The organism is Klebsiella quasipneumoniae subsp. quasipneumoniae (assembly GCF_020525925.1).
In the GTDB taxonomy this organism is placed as follows: domain Bacteria; phylum Pseudomonadota; class Gammaproteobacteria; order Enterobacterales; family Enterobacteriaceae; genus Klebsiella; species Klebsiella quasipneumoniae.
The window spans coordinates 5,297,296-5,313,528 of the sequence record NZ_CP084876.1 but is presented as its reverse complement, the minus strand read 5'-3'; the positions used below and the strand labels follow the sequence as shown (position 1 = coordinate 5,313,528).

The 16,233-nt window shown below is 56.1% G+C and carries 14 protein-coding genes; 7 read left to right on the top strand and 7 right to left on the bottom strand.

The features are described from left to right. Window positions 1–3: 3 nt before the first annotated feature. From atpI to asnC, 5 genes are all read right to left on the bottom strand, one after another. Window positions 4–384 (bottom strand): F0F1 ATP synthase subunit I, encoded by a 381-nt coding sequence (gene atpI / locus LGM20_RS25395; RefSeq protein WP_004202310.1) that lies wholly within the window; start codon window positions 382–384, stop codon window positions 4–6. A 616-nt stretch (window positions 385–1,000) separates the two neighbouring features. Continuing rightward, window positions 1,001–1,624: a 16S rRNA (guanine(527)-N(7))-methyltransferase RsmG gene (rsmG, locus tag LGM20_RS25390; protein WP_044525110.1), complete on the bottom strand. Its 624-nt coding sequence runs from the start codon at window positions 1,622–1,624 to the stop codon at window positions 1,001–1,003. A gap of 115 nt (window positions 1,625–1,739) precedes the next feature. Next, complete coding sequence (mnmG, locus tag LGM20_RS25385; protein ID WP_044525111.1) at window positions 1,740–3,629, bottom strand: tRNA uridine-5-carboxymethylaminomethyl(34) synthesis enzyme MnmG; 1,890 nt, start codon at window positions 3,627–3,629, stop codon at window positions 1,740–1,742. A 381-nt stretch (window positions 3,630–4,010) separates the two neighbouring features. Then, entirely contained in the window at window positions 4,011–4,451 is a 441-nt protein-coding gene (mioC, locus tag LGM20_RS25380; protein ID WP_017899651.1) for an FMN-binding protein MioC, read from the bottom strand. Window positions 4,452–4,550: 99 nt separating this feature from the next. Next, the gene (gene asnC, locus LGM20_RS25375) at window positions 4,551–5,009 is read right to left on the bottom strand and encodes a transcriptional regulator AsnC (protein ID WP_002882510.1); all 459 of its coding nucleotides are present in this window, start codon (window positions 5,007–5,009) and stop codon (window positions 4,551–4,553) included. Between the two features lie 151 nt (window positions 5,010–5,160). Between asnC and asnA the strand changes: the two genes are divergently transcribed. Then, entirely contained in the window at window positions 5,161–6,153 is a 993-nt protein-coding gene (gene asnA / locus LGM20_RS25370) for an aspartate--ammonia ligase (RefSeq protein WP_023291478.1), read from the top strand. 3 nt (window positions 6,154–6,156) lie between these two features. Here asnA and viaA read toward each other — a convergent pair whose 3' ends face one another. Both viaA and ravA read right to left on the bottom strand, forming a co-directional pair. Beyond that, on the bottom strand, window positions 6,157–7,605 hold the full coding sequence (viaA, locus tag LGM20_RS25365) for an ATPase RavA stimulator ViaA (RefSeq protein ID WP_032454444.1): 1,449 nt from the start codon (window positions 7,603–7,605) through the stop codon (window positions 6,157–6,159). Next, window positions 7,602–9,101, bottom strand: a complete 1,500-nt coding sequence (gene ravA / locus LGM20_RS25360) for an ATPase RavA (RefSeq protein WP_044525112.1) — start codon at window positions 9,099–9,101, stop codon at window positions 7,602–7,604. Before ravA ends, viaA begins: the two co-directional genes overlap by 4 nt. Before the next feature lie 217 nt (window positions 9,102–9,318). On the opposite strand from ravA, the gene kup reads away from it, so the two are divergent. The 6 genes from kup to rbsK all read left to right on the top strand — a co-directional run bounded on the left by kup (window position 9,319) and on the right by rbsK (window position 16,230). Beyond that, a complete protein-coding gene (gene kup / locus LGM20_RS25355) occupies window positions 9,319–11,187 on the top strand; it encodes a low affinity potassium transporter Kup (RefSeq protein ID WP_004202319.1) in 1,869 nt (622 codons plus the stop codon). Between the two features lie 185 nt (window positions 11,188–11,372). After that, on the top strand, window positions 11,373–11,792 hold the full coding sequence (rbsD, locus tag LGM20_RS25350; RefSeq protein ID WP_004202320.1) for a D-ribose pyranase: 420 nt from the start codon (window positions 11,373–11,375) through the stop codon (window positions 11,790–11,792). A gap of 10 nt (window positions 11,793–11,802) precedes the next feature. Next, a complete protein-coding gene (gene rbsA, locus LGM20_RS25345; RefSeq protein WP_044525113.1) occupies window positions 11,803–13,308 on the top strand; it encodes a ribose ABC transporter ATP-binding protein RbsA in 1,506 nt (501 codons plus the stop codon). A gap of 5 nt (window positions 13,309–13,313) precedes the next feature. Continuing rightward, window positions 13,314–14,279, top strand: coding sequence for a ribose ABC transporter permease (gene rbsC / locus LGM20_RS25340; protein ID WP_004202322.1), 966 nt, complete (start codon window positions 13,314–13,316; stop codon window positions 14,277–14,279). Between the two features lie 27 nt (window positions 14,280–14,306). After that, window positions 14,307–15,197 (top strand): ribose ABC transporter substrate-binding protein RbsB, encoded by an 891-nt coding sequence (gene rbsB, locus LGM20_RS25335; RefSeq protein WP_004202323.1) that lies wholly within the window; start codon window positions 14,307–14,309, stop codon window positions 15,195–15,197. Between the two features lie 103 nt (window positions 15,198–15,300). After that, window positions 15,301–16,230 (top strand): ribokinase, encoded by a 930-nt coding sequence (gene rbsK / locus LGM20_RS25330; protein WP_023291484.1) that lies wholly within the window; start codon window positions 15,301–15,303, stop codon window positions 16,228–16,230. Window positions 16,231–16,233 lie beyond the last annotated feature (3 nt).

Below are 16,233 nucleotides of genomic sequence, written 5' to 3'. Positions count from 1 at the left end.
CTTTTACCCTTTGTTGTTGATTACAGCTGGCGCCAGAACTTGTACCACCAGCACCAAAACCCACGTCACGATCAGTGGCAAAAATACCACTTTTAAAACGGCCAGCGCCACCGCCAGGAGGGCGAAGGTCAGCAACACCTTGAAGGCTTCACCGAAGGCGAAGGTCCAGGCCACACGGCCTTTTGCTGGTGTATGCGCCTGATGACGCCAGGCAAAAATCATAAACATCAGGTTTGGCAAAACCACTGCCAAACCGCCGCATACCGCGGAAATGCCCCAGAAGGGGTCTTTGAGGCTAAACAGCAGTCCACTTGCCATTACTGCCAGTAACTGAATAAACAGAAGCTTGCGAGCAACGTTTCGACTCAAGAGCGACACTGACATCACGTTTTTACTCCTGCTCCCTTTGAGGTATGTCGCGTGTCGTATAAAACGTCCTTTAAGACGAAGAGTCAAGCATCAAAAAGCGGACAAATTATACGGTGACGCCCCGTGATTTCAAACAATAAGTAGCAAAATAGTGAATAAATGTTTAATTATTTTCCAACGGACAACTTTCCGTGCATTTCAGCGTTCTGTGAGCGGTCATACAAAACTGCAAATAACGTGGAAACACGGCAATTAAAGCGTGCATTAGATCACATAATAAACATTTCGAGCGCCCTTTAATGAATCAAGGACATAAAACACTATTTTTCATGTTTTTGATATTCAAGATAAAAAGTGAGGACATTATCTAAAACAACCCCACATACAATAAAAACCTTTTATTGACATTTATAATAAAAATTTAACATCGCTATGCTGTTTATCGTTGTCGATTTTTAGCACCCTGATATTTTCAAAGTTGACTATTTTGTCAGTGAATCAGTTACGCTAAGTTAACCGCAAGAAAAACCATAGTAAAAACATGGTTAAATGCAGCCCGATAAGAACGGAAGGTGACCTTTATTTTTGTAACATTCATGGGCCACATTTTTTCCACATTTTTTGATAAAAATTAACTCGATTTTGGCGTAATCACCACCAGGTGCCGCTCCCCTTCCAGCTGAGGAACATGCAGCTCAATGACCTCGGCTATGGCATACCCTTCCGGCAGGTTTTCCATTTCGTCTTTTTGCGCTAACCCTTTGAGCGCATAGAAGTGACCGTTCGCGGCCGGCAAATGATGGCACCAGCTCACCATATCATTAAGCGACGCGAAGGCGCGGCTTATCACGCCATCAAACGGCGGCTCGGCCGGGAAAGCTTCCACGCGGCTCTGCACCGGCGTGACGTTATCCAGCTTCAGTTCATGCTGCACCTGACGCAGGAAGCGCACGCGTTTGCCAAGGCTGTCCAGCAGGGTGAAATGCGACTCCGGGCGCACGATAGCCAACGGGATCCCCGGCAGCCCCGGTCCCGTACCGACATCGATAAAGCGCGAGCCCTGCAGATAAGGCGCGACGATGATGCTGTCGAGGATATGACGCACCAGCATCTCATTTGGATCGCGAACGGAGGTCAGGTTATAGGCTTTGTTCCACTTATCGAGCAGCCCGACGTAAGCCACCAGCTGATTTTTCTGGTGATCGGTGAGCGAAATACCCGCTTCATCCAGCAGACGAGAAAGTTTGTTGAGCACGGTAAGTACCTTCAAAAAATAATGAGCCCGGAGGCGCTAACGCTTACCGGGCCAGGAATAATAAAGGCGAAAGCTGATTATGCAAGTGGGAAATCAGCGCGGCAGGCTGCCGCAATCAGGCGCTGCGACGCAGCATCCCCTGCTTTTTCAACCAAACCAGCAAAATAGAGATCGCCGCCGGGGTGATCCCGGAAATACGTGACGCCTGCCCTATCGACGACGGTTTATGGTCGTTTAGTTTAGCGATCACTTCATTAGACAGTCCGGTGACCTGACGGTAGTCGAGTGTCGCCGGTAACAAGGTATTCTCGTTGCGCTGCTGTTTCTCGATCTCATCCTGCTGGCGCGCGATATAGCCTTCATACTTCACCTGGATCTCAACCTGCTCAGCCGCCTGCCGATCTTCCAGCCCCGGCGCGAACGGCGAGAGCTGAACCAGCTGCTCGTAGGTCATTTCCGGGCGACGCAGCAGATCTTCACCGCTGGCTTCGCGCGACAGCGGCGCGGTCAGGTGAGCGTTCACTTCGGTAGCGCTCTCAGCCTGCGGGTTCACCCAGGTCGATTTCAGGCGCTGGCGTTCGCGCTCAATGCTTTCCAGCTTCTCGTTGTAACGCGCCCAGCGTTCATCATCCACCAGACCCAGCTCACGCCCCTGCTCAGTCAGACGCAGGTCGGCGTTGTCTTCGCGCAGCATCAGACGATATTCAGCACGAGAGGTAAACATGCGGTACGGTTCTTTGGTACCCAGAGTACACAGGTCATCCACCAGCACGCCGAGGTAGGCCTGATCGCGACGCGGCGCCCAGCCCTCTTTTTCCGCCGAGAAGCGAGCAGCGTTAAGACCGGCCAGCAGACCCTGAGCCGCCGCTTCTTCATAACCGGTAGTGCCGTTGATCTGACCGGCGAAGAACAGACCCTGAATGAATTTGCTCTCGAGCGTCGGTTTCAGATCGCGCGGGTCGAAGAAGTCGTACTCAATAGCGTAGCCAGGACGGACGATCCGCGCATTTTCCATCCCCTGCATGGAGCGGACGATTTGCATTTGCACATCGAACGGCAGGCTGGTGGAGATGCCGTTCGGATAAATTTCGTTTGAGGTCAGGCCTTCCGGTTCGAGGAAGATCTGATGCTGGTTGCGATCGGCAAAGCGCATGACTTTGTCTTCGATCGACGGGCAGTAGCGTGGACCGATCCCTTCGATCACCCCAGCGTACATGGGGCTGCGATCGAGGTTATTGCGGATCACGTCATGGGTTTTCTCGTTAGTGTGGGTGATGTAGCACGGCACCTGACGCGGATGCTGATCGGCAGATCCCATAAACGAGAAGACCGGCATCGGGTTATCGCCATGCTGTTGAGCCAACACGCTGAAATCGATGGTGCGCGCGTCAATGCGCGGCGGGGTCCCGGTTTTCAGTCGGCTTACGCGCAGCGGCAGTTCACGCAGACGACGAGACAGCGGGATCGACGGCGGATCGCCGGCGCGTCCGCCGCTGTAGTTATCCAGACCAATATGGATTTTGCCGTCAAGGAAGGTTCCGACGGTCAGCACCACCGCTTTGGCACGGAATTTGAGGCCCATCTGGGTGACTGCGCCTACGACGCGATCGTTTTCGACAATCAGATCTTCCACTGCCTGCTGGAAGATCATCAAATTCGGCTGGTTCTCCAGCGCAGTGCGTACCGCCTGACGGTACAGCACGCGGTCAGCCTGGGCGCGAGTGGCGCGCACCGCGGGGCCTTTGCTGGCGTTTAGTATCCTAAACTGGATGCCTGCCTGATCGATCGCTTTGCCCATCAGGCCGCCGAGCGCGTCCACTTCTTTTACCAGGTGTCCTTTCCCAATGCCGCCAATCGCCGGGTTGCAGCTCATCTGCCCCAGCGTGTCGATATTGTGTGTCAAAAGCAGGGTCTGTTGACCCATACGCGCTGCGGCCATTGCGGCCTCAGTGCCTGCATGACCCCCGCCAATGATAATGACGTCAAAAGGATCCTGATAAAACATGGTGGTCTGCCTCGCATAACGCGGTTTGAAAATGGATTGAAGCCCGGGCCGTGGATTCTACTCGGCTTTGGTCTTTTGAGAAAGACTCCGGGATCCTGAGTATTAAAAAGAAGATCTTTATATAGAGATCTGTTCTATTGTGATCTCTTATTAGGATCGACTCTCTTTGTGGATAAGTCGGATCCGCGAAGTAAGATCAAAAGCTTAAGAAGGATCACTATCTGTGAATGATCGGTGATCCTGGTCCGTATAAGCTGGGATCAGAATGAAGGGTTATACACAGCTCAAAAACCGTACTGCGGTTATTCTTTGGATAACTACCGGTTGATCCAAGCTTTTAAGCATGGTTATCCACAGAAGAACGGACGATCTTTACAATTCTCAGAGCAAATTTTTCCAGGATCCCAGCCAAATTTCCGCCGGATCCTCGGGAATTTCATGTTCCAGCACGTTGATCTTCAGGGTCTCGCCGATCTGTTTTGCCCCGCAGGCCTTCAGCGCCGCTTCTAATTTATCGATCGCGCCGCAAAAAGTGTCGTATTCGCGGCTGCCGATCCCGATGGCGCCAAAGCGCACGGCGGAAAGATCGGCCTGCTGCGCCAGCAGCGCGTCATAGAAGGGAACCAGGTTGTCGGGAATGTCGCCGGCGCCATGGGTGGAAGAGATAACTAACCAGATCCCCTGCGCCTGCAGATCGTCCACCAGCGGGCCGTGCTGGATTTCAGTGCTGTAGCCTGCTTCTTCCAGCTTTTCCGCCAGATGCTCCGCTACGTATTCCGCACTGCCCAGGGTGCTGCCGCTGATAAGTGTAATGTCTGCCATAGATCGCCGATCGCCCGCTCAACTGTTCAGAGTGGCGTATTGTACGCTGTGAGCGAGCTGGGATCTACCTGTGGAAAAATGTGGGATTAAAAAAAACGATCAGGGCTTAATGGTGCGCATGATCGGGTTCTGCAGCACGATCAGGGTCTCGGTGGACTGAATTTCATCAATTGTTTGGATCTTGTTGATAAGTACCTGCTGCAGGGCATCGATGGATTTACACATCACCTTAATAAAGATGCTGTAGTGGCCGGTGGTGTAGTAAGCCTCGGTGACCTCCTCCAGGCTTTCCAGGCGGGCGAGGGCGGAGGGATAGTCTTTGGCGCTCTTGAGAATAATGCCGATGAAGCAGCCGACGTCGTAGCCCAGCTGTTTGGGGCTGACGTCAATGCGCGCGCCGGTAATGATGCCCGCCTGTTTCATCTTTTCGACGCGTACATGAATAGTGCCGGGGCTGACGCTGAACTGTTTGGCCAGTTCGGCATAGGCGGTACGGGCGTTGGCCATTAGCGCATCGAGAATGCCGCGGTCCAGATTGTCGATCTGATAATTTTCCATATCTTTTTCTTATGAAGTTTGAGGGTTCTTACTATTTTAGCGCCATATTTTGATGAATTAAAAGTTGATGAGCCTTTTTATTGATTGATTATTGTATTGGTGGCCTTTTTTGTTGCTTAATCAATGGCAACAGGACGCAGGAGTCATAAAAATGAAAACCGCATATATCGCAAAACAACGCCAGATCAGTTTCGTTAAATCCCACTTTTCCCGTCAGCTGGAAGAGAAGCTTGGCCTGATTGAAGTCCAGGCGCCAATCTTAAGCCGCGTGGGCGATGGGACGCAGGATAACTTGTCCGGCTGTGAGAAAGCGGTTCAGGTGAAAGTGAAAACACTGCCCGACGCCCAGTTCGAAGTGGTGCATTCGCTGGCGAAGTGGAAGCGTCAAACCCTGGGACAACACGACTTCAGCGCGGGCGAAGGGCTGTACACGCACATGAAGGCCCTTCGCCCCGATGAAGACCGTCTGACGCCGATCCATTCCGTCTATGTCGACCAGTGGGACTGGGAGCGGGTGATGGGGGATGAAGAGCGCCACGTCGGCACGCTGAAGGCGACCGTCGAAGCGATTTACGCCGGGATCAAAGCCACCGAGCTGGCGGTCAGCCAGGAATTTGGCCTGACGCCGTTCCTGCCGGAACAGATCCACTTTGTTCACAGCCAGGCGCTGCTGAGTCGCTATCCGGATCTTGATGCCAAGGGCCGCGAGCGAGCGATTGCTAAAGAGCTGGGCGCCGTCTTCTTAATCGGCATCGGCGGCAAACTCTCTGATGGCAAGCGCCATGATGTACGTGCGCCGGACTATGATGACTGGAGCACTGAGGTTTCTGAAGGCTTTGCCGGACTGAACGGCGATATCCTGGTGTGGAACCCCGTGCTGGAAGATGCGTTCGAGATCTCCTCAATGGGGATCCGCGTTGACGCCGCGGCGCTGAAACGCCAGCTGGCGCTGACCGGCGATGAAGATCGCCTGAAACTGGAGTGGCACCAGGCGCTGCTGCGCGGCGAGATGCCGCAGACTATCGGCGGCGGCATTGGCCAGTCTCGGCTGACGATGCTGTTGCTGCAGCTCGACCATATCGGCCAGGTGCAGTGCGGCGTATGGCCGGCACAGGTTCGCGAAAGCGTTTCCGCGCTGCTGTAACGATTAGCGCCGCCAGCGTCGCAGCAGGCGGCTACGCAACCCGGTATCAAAGCGCCAGATATGATCGAAGATGCGCATGATGCCGGGTTTGCCGTGTACCGACATCGCCACCGCGTGAAAACGGTGCTGATGCTTTCGCTGTAACTCCCCCACCTGAGCAATCACCTCATCCGGCAACCGCTGGGCAATAAAGTCGGAGATCACCACGGCATCCGCATCCACCCACTGCGGGTTTTGCAGACGTTCAATAATGGCGCGAAAACAGCTGGCCAGATCGGTGCCGCCGCGAAAGCGCTGGCTCAGAAAGCGGATCGCCTGCTCCAGGCCGCCCTCGCAGGTCAGTTCGTAGTGCACCACTTCGCTGGAGAACAGCATAATAAAGCAGCGGCGGTTATCCGCTAGCGCGACGCGCATCAGGGCCAGACAAAAGGCTTTGGCGCACTGCTCGTTAAAACCGCCCATCGATCCTGACGTATCGACGCAGACAATAAAGGGCCCGCGCGGCTGTTCATCAAAATCCTGCCGCGTCACCGGGCGTTCGGTGATTTTTTCGCGCCAGGCGTCGCCGTGCAGCCGGTAAGTCAGGAGCTGTTTCTCCACCAGCTTGCGATAAAATTCAAACTCCAGCTCCGTGATGCCGAGCGTCGCCAGCTCCGGCGGCAGCAGGCGCAGAATGTCATCGCTCTGCTGGAGGCCGTCGACCTGTTCCGGCACCGTCGCTGGCTCGCGCACCAGGCTACGGAAGGTCTCCATCGGCGCGTCTTTCTTCGGCACGGATTTCGCTTCCCGTGAGCGCCCCAGCTGTTCCGCCAGCTGCAGTAGCTCCGGCTGCTGGTTAAGAAAATCGCCATAGCGCACGATCAGCTGATAGTCGCCACGTTTGAGTTCGCCGGCGCTCATATCCCACAGGCGTCCGGCGGCGGTGTCATTCTCAGCCAGCACCGGATCGAGCTGACCGCTGAGCGTCATTCGTTCCTGGACCTCGCTGAGCAACTGATCGCGCTCCTCATCCAGCAGCTGCTGGTTAAGGCTGGTGGCTTGCACCACCAGGCTCAGGCGCCAGCGCTGTAAAAACAGCGTATGCAGCGCCGGGGTAAAGGTCGCATTGTCGTCCACCAGCTTCTGCGCCTGGGCGGCAAAAGGGGACTGGAGCTGGTGTAGCTTGCCGAGGATCTGCGGCAGCTGGACGATAAACTGCGAGGTAGAGAGCAGCTGAGCCTGCTGATAGGTTTGCACCTCGGCGTCCAGATCCGGCGGGACGTTAACCTCTTTTAAGCGGGCGCGAACGGCTTCCCGCCAGCGCGGAATATCCGCCGCGATGATGTTTTTCAGGCGGGGAAATTTCTCAAAGAAAACCGCCAGCTGCGGAGAGGCCAGCAGCGCCAGCAGCATCTCCTCGATCATTCCCTCTTCGCTGACTGCCAGCATGACATTCAGCATATCGAGCGTCATGGCTGCTTCGCCTGATTAATCTGCGCGCCGACGTCCTGCAGGCTGGCTTCGATTCTTCCCAGCCACTCGACCGGGATAAACAGGCACTTCTGCTGCTCGCTGAAGCGGTTATGTTGCTGGTGCCACTCATCGTCCAGCGCCTCCAGCTGCTGGCGAATTTCCGCCGGCATGTTTTCCTGCGACGCGCTGCCGGGCAGCGAGAGGCGTGAGCCCTGCAGGCTGACGTCGCGAACAACCAGATGCTGGCTGGTATCGACATCCATATTGAGCAGTTGGGCAAAGCCGATCCCGTTGAGCTTGCCGCGGATTTCGCCGCCCTTTTCCAGCCAACTGGCTAACGCCTCGCGCTCAAAAGTAATGTGGATCACTTCCATATCGTGGAGTTTGAGCGGCTGCTGCAGCAGCAGGGTCAGGCTGGTCCCCTGGATCTCCGCCGGCAGCTCATAGTGCGGCTTGCGGCTAAACATGCCGCCAAGGCGGGTGACCTTTAGCGCCGTTTTGTCACTTTGCTGCTGTTGGATCTGAATGCGTCGCTGCACAATCGCCCCGAGCCGCGTCAGCATCGCCTGCTGCTGCCAGGCGTGGCAGGTCATCAGCGTTTCCAACTGCTGCGACATCAGGTTCATGCTCTCGACGTTGTGCCACAGACAATCTTTCAGCAGGATAAGATCTATCGGCGCGATGCTGTCGCGGCCGCTGAAGAAGGCGCTGGCCTGCAGCAGGCGAATAGCCTTTTTCCAGCGGCGATCCGAAACGTATGGCGCGTTTGGCAGGGCATCCAGCTGCTGGCGCAGCTGGAATATCAGCTCAAACACCGCGTCCGGCAGTTTGATATTGCCGATCTGCTGCTGCCATTGCGTAAACTCTTCATCGCTAACCTGCAGCGCGCTGGGCACCGGATTGCTGTTTTCATCCTGCTGGCTGACCAGCATCGAACGGAAATTACCTTTATCCTGTACTTTATCGAGCCACAGACGGATCAGCATTCGGTCATACAGCGCTTCCAGGCTGCTGTCGGCTTCGGGCAGTTCGTTCGAGGCGGCCACCAGCAGGCGCATCGGGATTTTCTCTTCGTGAGCGCCGTTGCGGAAGTGACGTTCGTTAATCGCCGTCAGCAGGGTGTTGAGGATAGCCGGCCCCGCTTTCCATATTTCATCGAGGAACACGATTTCTGCTTCCGGCAGGTAACCGGCGGTTAAACGCTCGTAGCGGCCTTCATCTTTCAGCGCCTGAATGGACAGCGGGCCAAAAACCTCTTCCGGGGTGGAAAAGCGGGTCATCAGGTATTCAAAAGCGCGCGCCTGCTGGAAGGCGAACTTGAGGCGGCGGGCAATCAGGCTTTTGGCGATCCCCGGCGGACCGAGCAAAAATACGCTCTCGCCGCTGAGCGCCGCCAGCAGGCACAGGCGTATCGCGTGGCTGCGTTCAAAGAGTCCTTTTTCGAGTGCCGCGCTGAGTCGGGAAATTCTTTCAGCCAGTAAATGTGTTTGAGCCATAATTGAGTTGCGTGCTTTGTCATGTATCGTTATTGGGACGAGTATAGATGTTAGAGCAGGGGCGGTAATAGCCTGAAGAATCGATTTATTTTTTTTGAGCCAGGTTAATATGGTGTCTGTTAGGGGTACGATTTCACAAATAATCGTGCATACTGTGCGCTTTTTGTGGGCCAAGGGACTAGGCACACATTTGTTTTATAAACGAAAAGACTAGTCTATGAGCACTGATAATAAACAATCGTTGCCGGCGTTAACGCTGGCGGCCATCGGCGTGGTGTACGGTGATATCGGTACCAGTCCACTGTATACCCTGCGTGAATGCCTGTCAGGTCAGTTTGGCTTTGGCGTTGAGCGCGATGCCGTTTTTGGCTTTTTGTCGCTGATTTTCTGGCTGTTAATCTTTACCGTATCGATAAAATACATCACCTTCGTGATGCGGGCGGATAACGCCGGGGAAGGCGGGATCTTAACGCTGATGTCGCTGGCCGGACGCAATACCTCGGCGCGGATGACCTCTGTGCTGGTGATCCTCGGCCTGATCGGCGGCAGTTTCTTCTATGGCGAAGTGGTGATTACCCCGGCGATTTCGGTGATGTCGGCGATAGAGGGGTTAGAAATTATCGCTCCGCAACTCGATAGCTGGATTGTGCCGATCTCCATTATCGTGCTTACCCTGCTGTTTATGATCCAGAAGCACGGGACCGGGATGGTCGGCAAGCTGTTTGCGCCGATTATGCTGATCTGGTTCTTGCTGCTGGCGGTGCTTGGCGCGCGAAGCATTTACGCTAACCCGGAAGTTCTGCAGGCGCTAAACCCCTACTGGGCGGTGCACTTCTTCCTGCAGTACAAAACGGTTTCCTTTATTGCGCTTGGCGCGGTGGTGCTGTCGATTACCGGGGTGGAAGCGCTGTACGCCGATATGGGGCACTTCGGCAAACTGCCGATCCGTGTCGCCTGGTTCTCCGTCGTGCTGCCTTCGCTGGTGCTGAACTATTTTGGCCAGGGGGCATTGCTGCTTAAGCATCCGGAAGCGATTAAAAACCCGTTCTTCCTGCTGGCGCCGGAGTGGGCGCTGATCCCGATGCTGATTATCGCCACACTGGCGACGGTTATCGCCTCGCAGGCGGTGATCTCCGGGGTCTTCTCCTTAACCCGTCAGGCGGTGCGTCTGGGCTATCTGTCGCCGATGCGCATCATCCACACCTCGGAAATGGAGTCCGGCCAGATCTATATCCCGTTCATTAACTGGCTGCTGTATGTCTCGGTAGTGATCGTCATCGTCAGCTTCGAACATTCGTCTAACCTGGCGGCGGCGTACGGTATCGCGGTCACGGGGACCATGGTGCTGACCTCCATCCTGTCGGCAACGGTGGCGCGCAAAAACTGGCACTGGAATAAACTGTTCGTTGGGCTGATGCTGGTGGCCTTCCTGTGCATTGATGTTCCGCTGTTCTCGGCGAACCTCGATAAGATTGTCTCCGGCGGCTGGCTGCCGTTGTCGCTGGGTCTGGTGATGTTTACGGTGATGACCACCTGGAAGAGCGAGCGTTTCCGCCTGCTGCGTCGAATGCACGAGCACGGCAACTCGCTGGAGGCGATGATCTCTTCGCTGGAGAAATCGCCGCCGGTGCGCGTGCCGGGTACTGCGGTGTATATGTCCCGCGCCCTGAACGTGATCCCGTTTGCCCTGCTGCATAACCTGAAGCACAACAAGGTGCTGCATGAGCGAGTGATCCTCCTGACCCTGCGCACCGAAGACGCGCCTTACGTGCATAACGTTCGCCGGGTGCAGATTGAGCAGCTTTCGCCCTCGTTCTGGCGGGTGGTGGCCAGCTACGGCTGGCGGGAAACGCCAAATGTCGAAGAGGTGTTCCATCGCTGTGGCCTGGAAGGACTCAGCTGCCGGATGATGGAGACCTCGTTCTTTATGTCCCATGAGTCGCTGATTATCGGCAAACGACCGTGGTATCTGCGCCTGCGCGGCAAGCTTTATCTGCTGCTGCAGCGTAACGCCCTGCGCGCGCCGGATCAGTTTGAAATCCCGCCAAACCGGGTTATCGAGCTCGGTACTCAGGTCGAAATCTGATGTCAAAAAAGCCCTTCCATTGCGAAGGGCTTTTTGTTTCTCACTCCGGCTGTCATCTCCTGTCGCTGTCTCGCGAAACGTTTCGATAGCGATCACATTTCTCTCTTCTGGTGATGGTTTTCTGCTCACGCATTGATAATAATTATTTTAGCGAAACGTTTCGCTAGTGGAGCAAAAGAGAAAAAATGAAAAAAGGCACCGTACTTAACGCTGATATTTCCGCGGTTATCTCCCGCCTGGGCCACACCGATACGCTGGTGGTCTGCGATGCCGGATTACCGGTTCCCCGCAGCAGCGCGCGCATCGATATGGCGTTGACCCAGGGCGTACCTTCATTTATGCAGGTTCTGGAAGTGGTGACGACGGAAATGCAGGTTGAAGCGGCTGTCATCGCGGAGGAAATTAAGACGCATAATCCGCAGCTCCACGCGACGTTGCTCAACCATCTTGAGCAGCTGCAGCAGCACCAGGGAAACACCATTGAAATTCGTTACACCAGTCATGAGCAGTTCAAAAAACAAACCGCAGACAGTCAGGCGGTAATTCGCAGCGGGGAGTGTTCCCCGTTTGCGAATATCATTCTCTGTGCCGGCGTCACCTTCTGAGATCGCCGTCATGGAAGCCTTATTGCAACTGAAAGGGATCGATAAAGCGTTCCCTGGCGTCAAGGCGCTCTCCGGCGCCTCGCTGAATGTCTACCCTGGCCGGGTGATGGCGCTGGTGGGTGAGAACGGCGCCGGTAAATCCACCATGATGAAAGTGCTGACCGGGATCTATACCCGTGATGCTGGCGCTTTATTGTGGTTGGGCAAAGAGACCACCTTTAGCGGCCCAAAATCTTCCCAGGAAGCCGGGATCGGCATTATCCATCAGGAGCTGAACCTGATCCCGCAGTTGACGATCGCCGAGAACATCTTCCTCGGCCGCGAATTCGTTAACCGCTTTGGCAAAATCGACTGGAAGCGGATGTATGCCGAAGCCGACAAGCTGCTGGCGAAGCTGAATCTCCGTTTTACCAGCCAGAAGCTGGTGGGCGATCTGTCGATTGGCGATCAGCAAATGGTGGAGATCGCCAAAGTGCTGAGCTTCGAGTCGATGGTCATCATTATGGATGAACCGACCGACGCGCTGACCGATACCGAAACCGAATCGCTGTTCCGTGTGATCCGCGAACTGAAATCGCAGGGGCGCGGCATCGTCTACATCTCCCACCGCATGAAAGAGATCTTCGAGATTTGCGATGACGTGACCGTGTTCCGCGACGGGCAGTTTATTGCCGAACGCGAGGTCTCCTCGCTGGATGAAGACCGTCTGATTGAAATGATGGTTGGCCGGAAGCTGGAAGATCAGTATCCGCATCTGGCTAAGGCGCCGGGCGCGGTGCGCCTGAAAGTCGGTAATCTCTGCGGCCCGGGCGTGGAAAACGTGACCTTTACCCTGCGCCAGGGGGAAATCCTCGGCGTCGCCGGGCTGATGGGCGCCGGGCGGACCGAGCTGATGAAAGTGTTGTATGGCGCGCTGCCGCGCAGCAGCGGCTCCGTGACGCTCGACGGTCACGAAGTGGTGACCCGTTCGCCGCAGGATGGTCTGGCGAACGGCATTGTCTATATCTCCGAAGACCGTAAGCGTGACGGCTTAGTGCTCGGGATGTCGGTAAAAGAAAACATGTCCCTGACCGCCCTGCGCTACTTCAGCCGGACGGGGGGGAGTCTCAAGCATAAAGATGAACAGCAGGCGGTCAGTGATTTCATCCGGCTGTTTAACGTGAAAACGCCGTCCATGGAGCAGGCGATCGGCCTGCTCTCCGGCGGCAACCAGCAAAAGGTCGCCATCGCCCGCGGGCTGATGACCCGGCCGAAGGTCCTGATCCTCGATGAGCCGACCCGTGGCGTCGACGTTGGGGCGAAGAAAGAGATCTACCAGCTTATCAATCAGTTCAAAGCCGATGGCCTGAGCATCATTCTGGTCTCCTCCGAGATGCCGGAAGTGTTGGGCATGAGCGATCGCATCATAGTGATGCATGAAGGGCATCTCGGCGGTGAATTCACACGCGAGCAGGCCACCCAGGAAGTATTGATGGCTGCCGCTGTGGGCAAGCTTAACCGTGTGAATCAGGAGTAAGAAAGATGACAACCCAGGCTGTTTCTGGTCGCCGTTATTTCACGAAAGCGTGGCTGATGGAGCAAAAATCGCTGATTGCCCTGCTGGTGCTGATCGCGGTGGTATCGACCATGAGCCCCAACTTTTTTACCGTCAATAACCTGTTCAATATTCTGCAGCAGACCTCCGTTAACGCCATTATGGCGGTAGGGATGACGCTGGTCATACTGACCTCGGGGATCGACCTGTCCGTCGGTTCCCTGTTGGCGCTCACCGGCGCGGTGGCGGCGTCGATCGTTGGCATTGAAGTGAATGCGTTGGTGGCGGTCGCTGCTGCCCTCGCATTAGGTGCGGCGATCGGCGCAGTCACCGGGGTGATTGTGGCGAAAGGCCGCGTGCAGGCTTTCATCGCCACCCTGGTGATGATGCTGCTGCTGCGCGGCGTGACCATGGTGTACACCAACGGCAGCCCGATCAATACCGGCTTTAGCGATAATGCCGATCTGTTCGGCTGGTTTGGTATCGGGCGTCCGCTGGGGATCCCGACGCCGGTATGGATCATGGCGATTGTCTTCCTGGCGGCCTGGTACATGCTGCACCATACTCGCCTGGGTCGTTATATCTACGCCCTTGGCGGTAATGAGGCGGCGACGCGCCTGTCCGGGATTAGCGTCAATAAAGTCAAAATTATCGTCTACGCGTTGTGCGGGATGCTGGCGTCGCTGGCCGGGATTATCGAAGTGGCGCGCCTCTCCTCCGCGCAGCCGACGGCCGGGACAGGCTATGAGCTGGACGCCATTGCGGCAGTCGTGCTCGGCGGCACCAGTCTGGCGGGCGGCAAAGGACGCATTGTCGGCACGCTGATTGGCGCGCTGATCCTTGGCTTCCTGAATAATGGTTTGAACCTTTTAGGCGTTTCTTCCTATTACCAGATGATCGTTAAAGCGGTGGTGATTTTGCTGGCGGTACTGGTAGATAACAAAAAGCAGTAACTGAGAACTCTACAGGACATCTTAACTATGAATATGAAAAAACTGGCGACCCTGGTCTCTGCTGTTGCGCTAAGTGCGACCGTTAGCGCGAACGCGATGGCCAAAGACACCATCGCTCTGGTTATCTCTACTCTCAACAATCCCTTCTTCGTGTCGCTGAAAGACGGCGCGCAAAAAGAAGCTGACAAACTGGGCTACAACCTGGTGGTGCTCGATTCCCAGAACAACCCGGCGAAAGAGCTGGCTAACGTACAGGATTTAACGGTGCGCGGCGCGAAGCTGTTGCTGATCAACCCAACCGACTCTGATGCCGTCGGCAATGCCGTGAAGATGGCGAACCAGGCGAAAATCCCGGTCATCACCCTCGACCGTCAGGCGACAAAAGGCGATGTCGTGAGCCACATCGCCTCTGACAACGTGCAGGGCGGAAAAATGGCGGGCGATTACATTGCGAAAAAGCTGGGTGAAAGTGCGAAAGTCATTGAGCTGCAGGGCATTGCCGGGACTTCCGCGGCGCGTGAGCGCGGCGAAGGCTTCAAACAGGCCGTGGCGGCGCACAAGTTCAACGTTCTGGCCAGCCAGCCGGCCGATTTCGACCGTACCAAAGGGCTGAACGTGATGCAGAACCTGCTGACCGCCCATCCTGACGTCCAGGCGGTGTTCGCGCAGAATGATGAAATGGCGCTCGGCGCTCTGCGCGCGCTGCAGACCGCAGGCAAGTCCGATGTGATGGTGGTTGGATTTGACGGCACTCCGGATGGCGAAAAAGCAGTAAACAGTGGCAAACTGGCGGCGACCGTCGCACAGTTGCCGGAGCAGATCGGCGCGAAAGGCGTTGAGACTGCTGATAAGGTACTGAAGGGCGAAAAAGTGGAAGCTAACTACCCGGTTGAGCTGAAGCTGGTCGTTAAGCAGTAATATGCGATTCGGACTGGCAACGGTCCGAGGGACAATATAAAAAAAGAAAAGCAGGGCATGCGCCACCGGATCCCGGTGGCGCGCTTTCCCGGGAACAGAAACGATGAAAACTGCAGGCAAACTTGTCGTCCTTGGCAGCATCAATGCCGATCACATTCTCAACCTTGACGCTTTCCCGACACCGGGTGAAACCGTCACCGGCAACCACTACCAGCTGGCGTTCGGTGGTAAAGGGGCCAACCAGGCGGTGGCCGCCGGGCGCAGCGGGGCGGATATCGCGTTTATCGCCTGCACCGGCGATGACGACATCGGTGAACGCATCCGTCGCCAGCTGGCGAGCGATAAAATCGATGTGGCGCCTGTGCGCGCGGTCGCCGGGGAAGCAACCGGCGTGGCGTTAATCTTCGTTAACGCCGAAGGTGAGAATGTCATCGGTATTCATGCCGGCGCCAATGCGGCCTTATCCGTCGCTCAGGTAGAGGCGGAAAAAGAGCGGATCGCCAGCGCGCAGGCGTTGTTGATGCAGCTCGAATCACCGCTGGAGAGCGTGCTGGCGGCGGCGAAAATCGCCCATCACCATCAGACCACCGTGGTGCTTAATCCCGCGCCAGCGCGTGAACTGTCCGATGAACTGCTGGCGCTGGTGGATATCATTACCCCCAACGAAACCGAAGCGGAAAAGCTGACGGGGATTCGCGTTGAGAGTGACGAGGATGCGGCAAAAGCCGCCGACGTGCTGCATGCCAAAGGCATTGGTACGGTGATGATCACCCTCGGCAGTCGCGGCGTCTGGCTCAGTGCCGAAGGCGAAAGCCGCCGGATCCCAGGGTTTCGCGTGCAGGCTATTGATACTATCGCGGCCGGCGACACTTTCAACGGCGCGCTGGTGACCGCGCTGCTGGAAGGGACTGCCCTGCCGGAGGCGATCCGCTTTGCGCATGCCGCGGCGGCGATTGCCGTGACTCGCAAAGGCGCGCAGCCTTCCGTGCCGTGGCGCACAGAGATTGATGAATTTTTAGCGCAACAGGGGTAATGC

Excerpts from the sequence above, each read along its gene's own strand:
- rbsA (WP_044525113.1), top strand. The coding sequence starts at position 11,803 with ATGGAAGCCTTATTGCAACTGAAAGGGATCGATAAAGCGTTCCCTGGC.
- rbsB (WP_004202323.1), top strand. The coding sequence starts at position 14,307 with ATGAATATGAAAAAACTGGCGACCCTGGTCTCTGCTGTTGCGCTAAGT.
- asnC (WP_002882510.1), bottom strand. The coding sequence starts at position 5,009 with ATGGAAAATTATCAGATCGACAATCTGGACCGCGGCATTCTCGATGCG.
- rbsK (WP_023291484.1), top strand. The coding sequence starts at position 15,301 with ATGAAAACTGCAGGCAAACTTGTCGTCCTTGGCAGCATCAATGCCGAT.
- kup (WP_004202319.1), top strand. The coding sequence starts at position 9,319 with ATGAGCACTGATAATAAACAATCGTTGCCGGCGTTAACGCTGGCGGCC.
- mioC (WP_017899651.1), bottom strand. The coding sequence starts at position 4,451 with ATGGCAGACATTACACTTATCAGCGGCAGCACCCTGGGCAGTGCGGAA.
- viaA (WP_032454444.1), bottom strand. The coding sequence starts at position 7,605 with ATGACGCTCGATATGCTGAATGTCATGCTGGCAGTCAGCGAAGAGGGA.
- mnmG (WP_044525111.1), bottom strand. The coding sequence starts at position 3,629 with ATGTTTTATCAGGATCCTTTTGACGTCATTATCATTGGCGGGGGTCAT.
- atpI (WP_004202310.1), bottom strand. The coding sequence starts at position 384 with ATGTCAGTGTCGCTCTTGAGTCGAAACGTTGCTCGCAAGCTTCTGTTT.
- rbsD (WP_004202320.1), top strand. The coding sequence starts at position 11,373 with ATGAAAAAAGGCACCGTACTTAACGCTGATATTTCCGCGGTTATCTCC.
- asnA (WP_023291478.1), top strand. The coding sequence starts at position 5,161 with ATGAAAACCGCATATATCGCAAAACAACGCCAGATCAGTTTCGTTAAA.
- ravA (WP_044525112.1), bottom strand. The coding sequence starts at position 9,101 with ATGGCTCAAACACATTTACTGGCTGAAAGAATTTCCCGACTCAGCGCG.
- rbsC (WP_004202322.1), top strand. The coding sequence starts at position 13,314 with ATGACAACCCAGGCTGTTTCTGGTCGCCGTTATTTCACGAAAGCGTGG.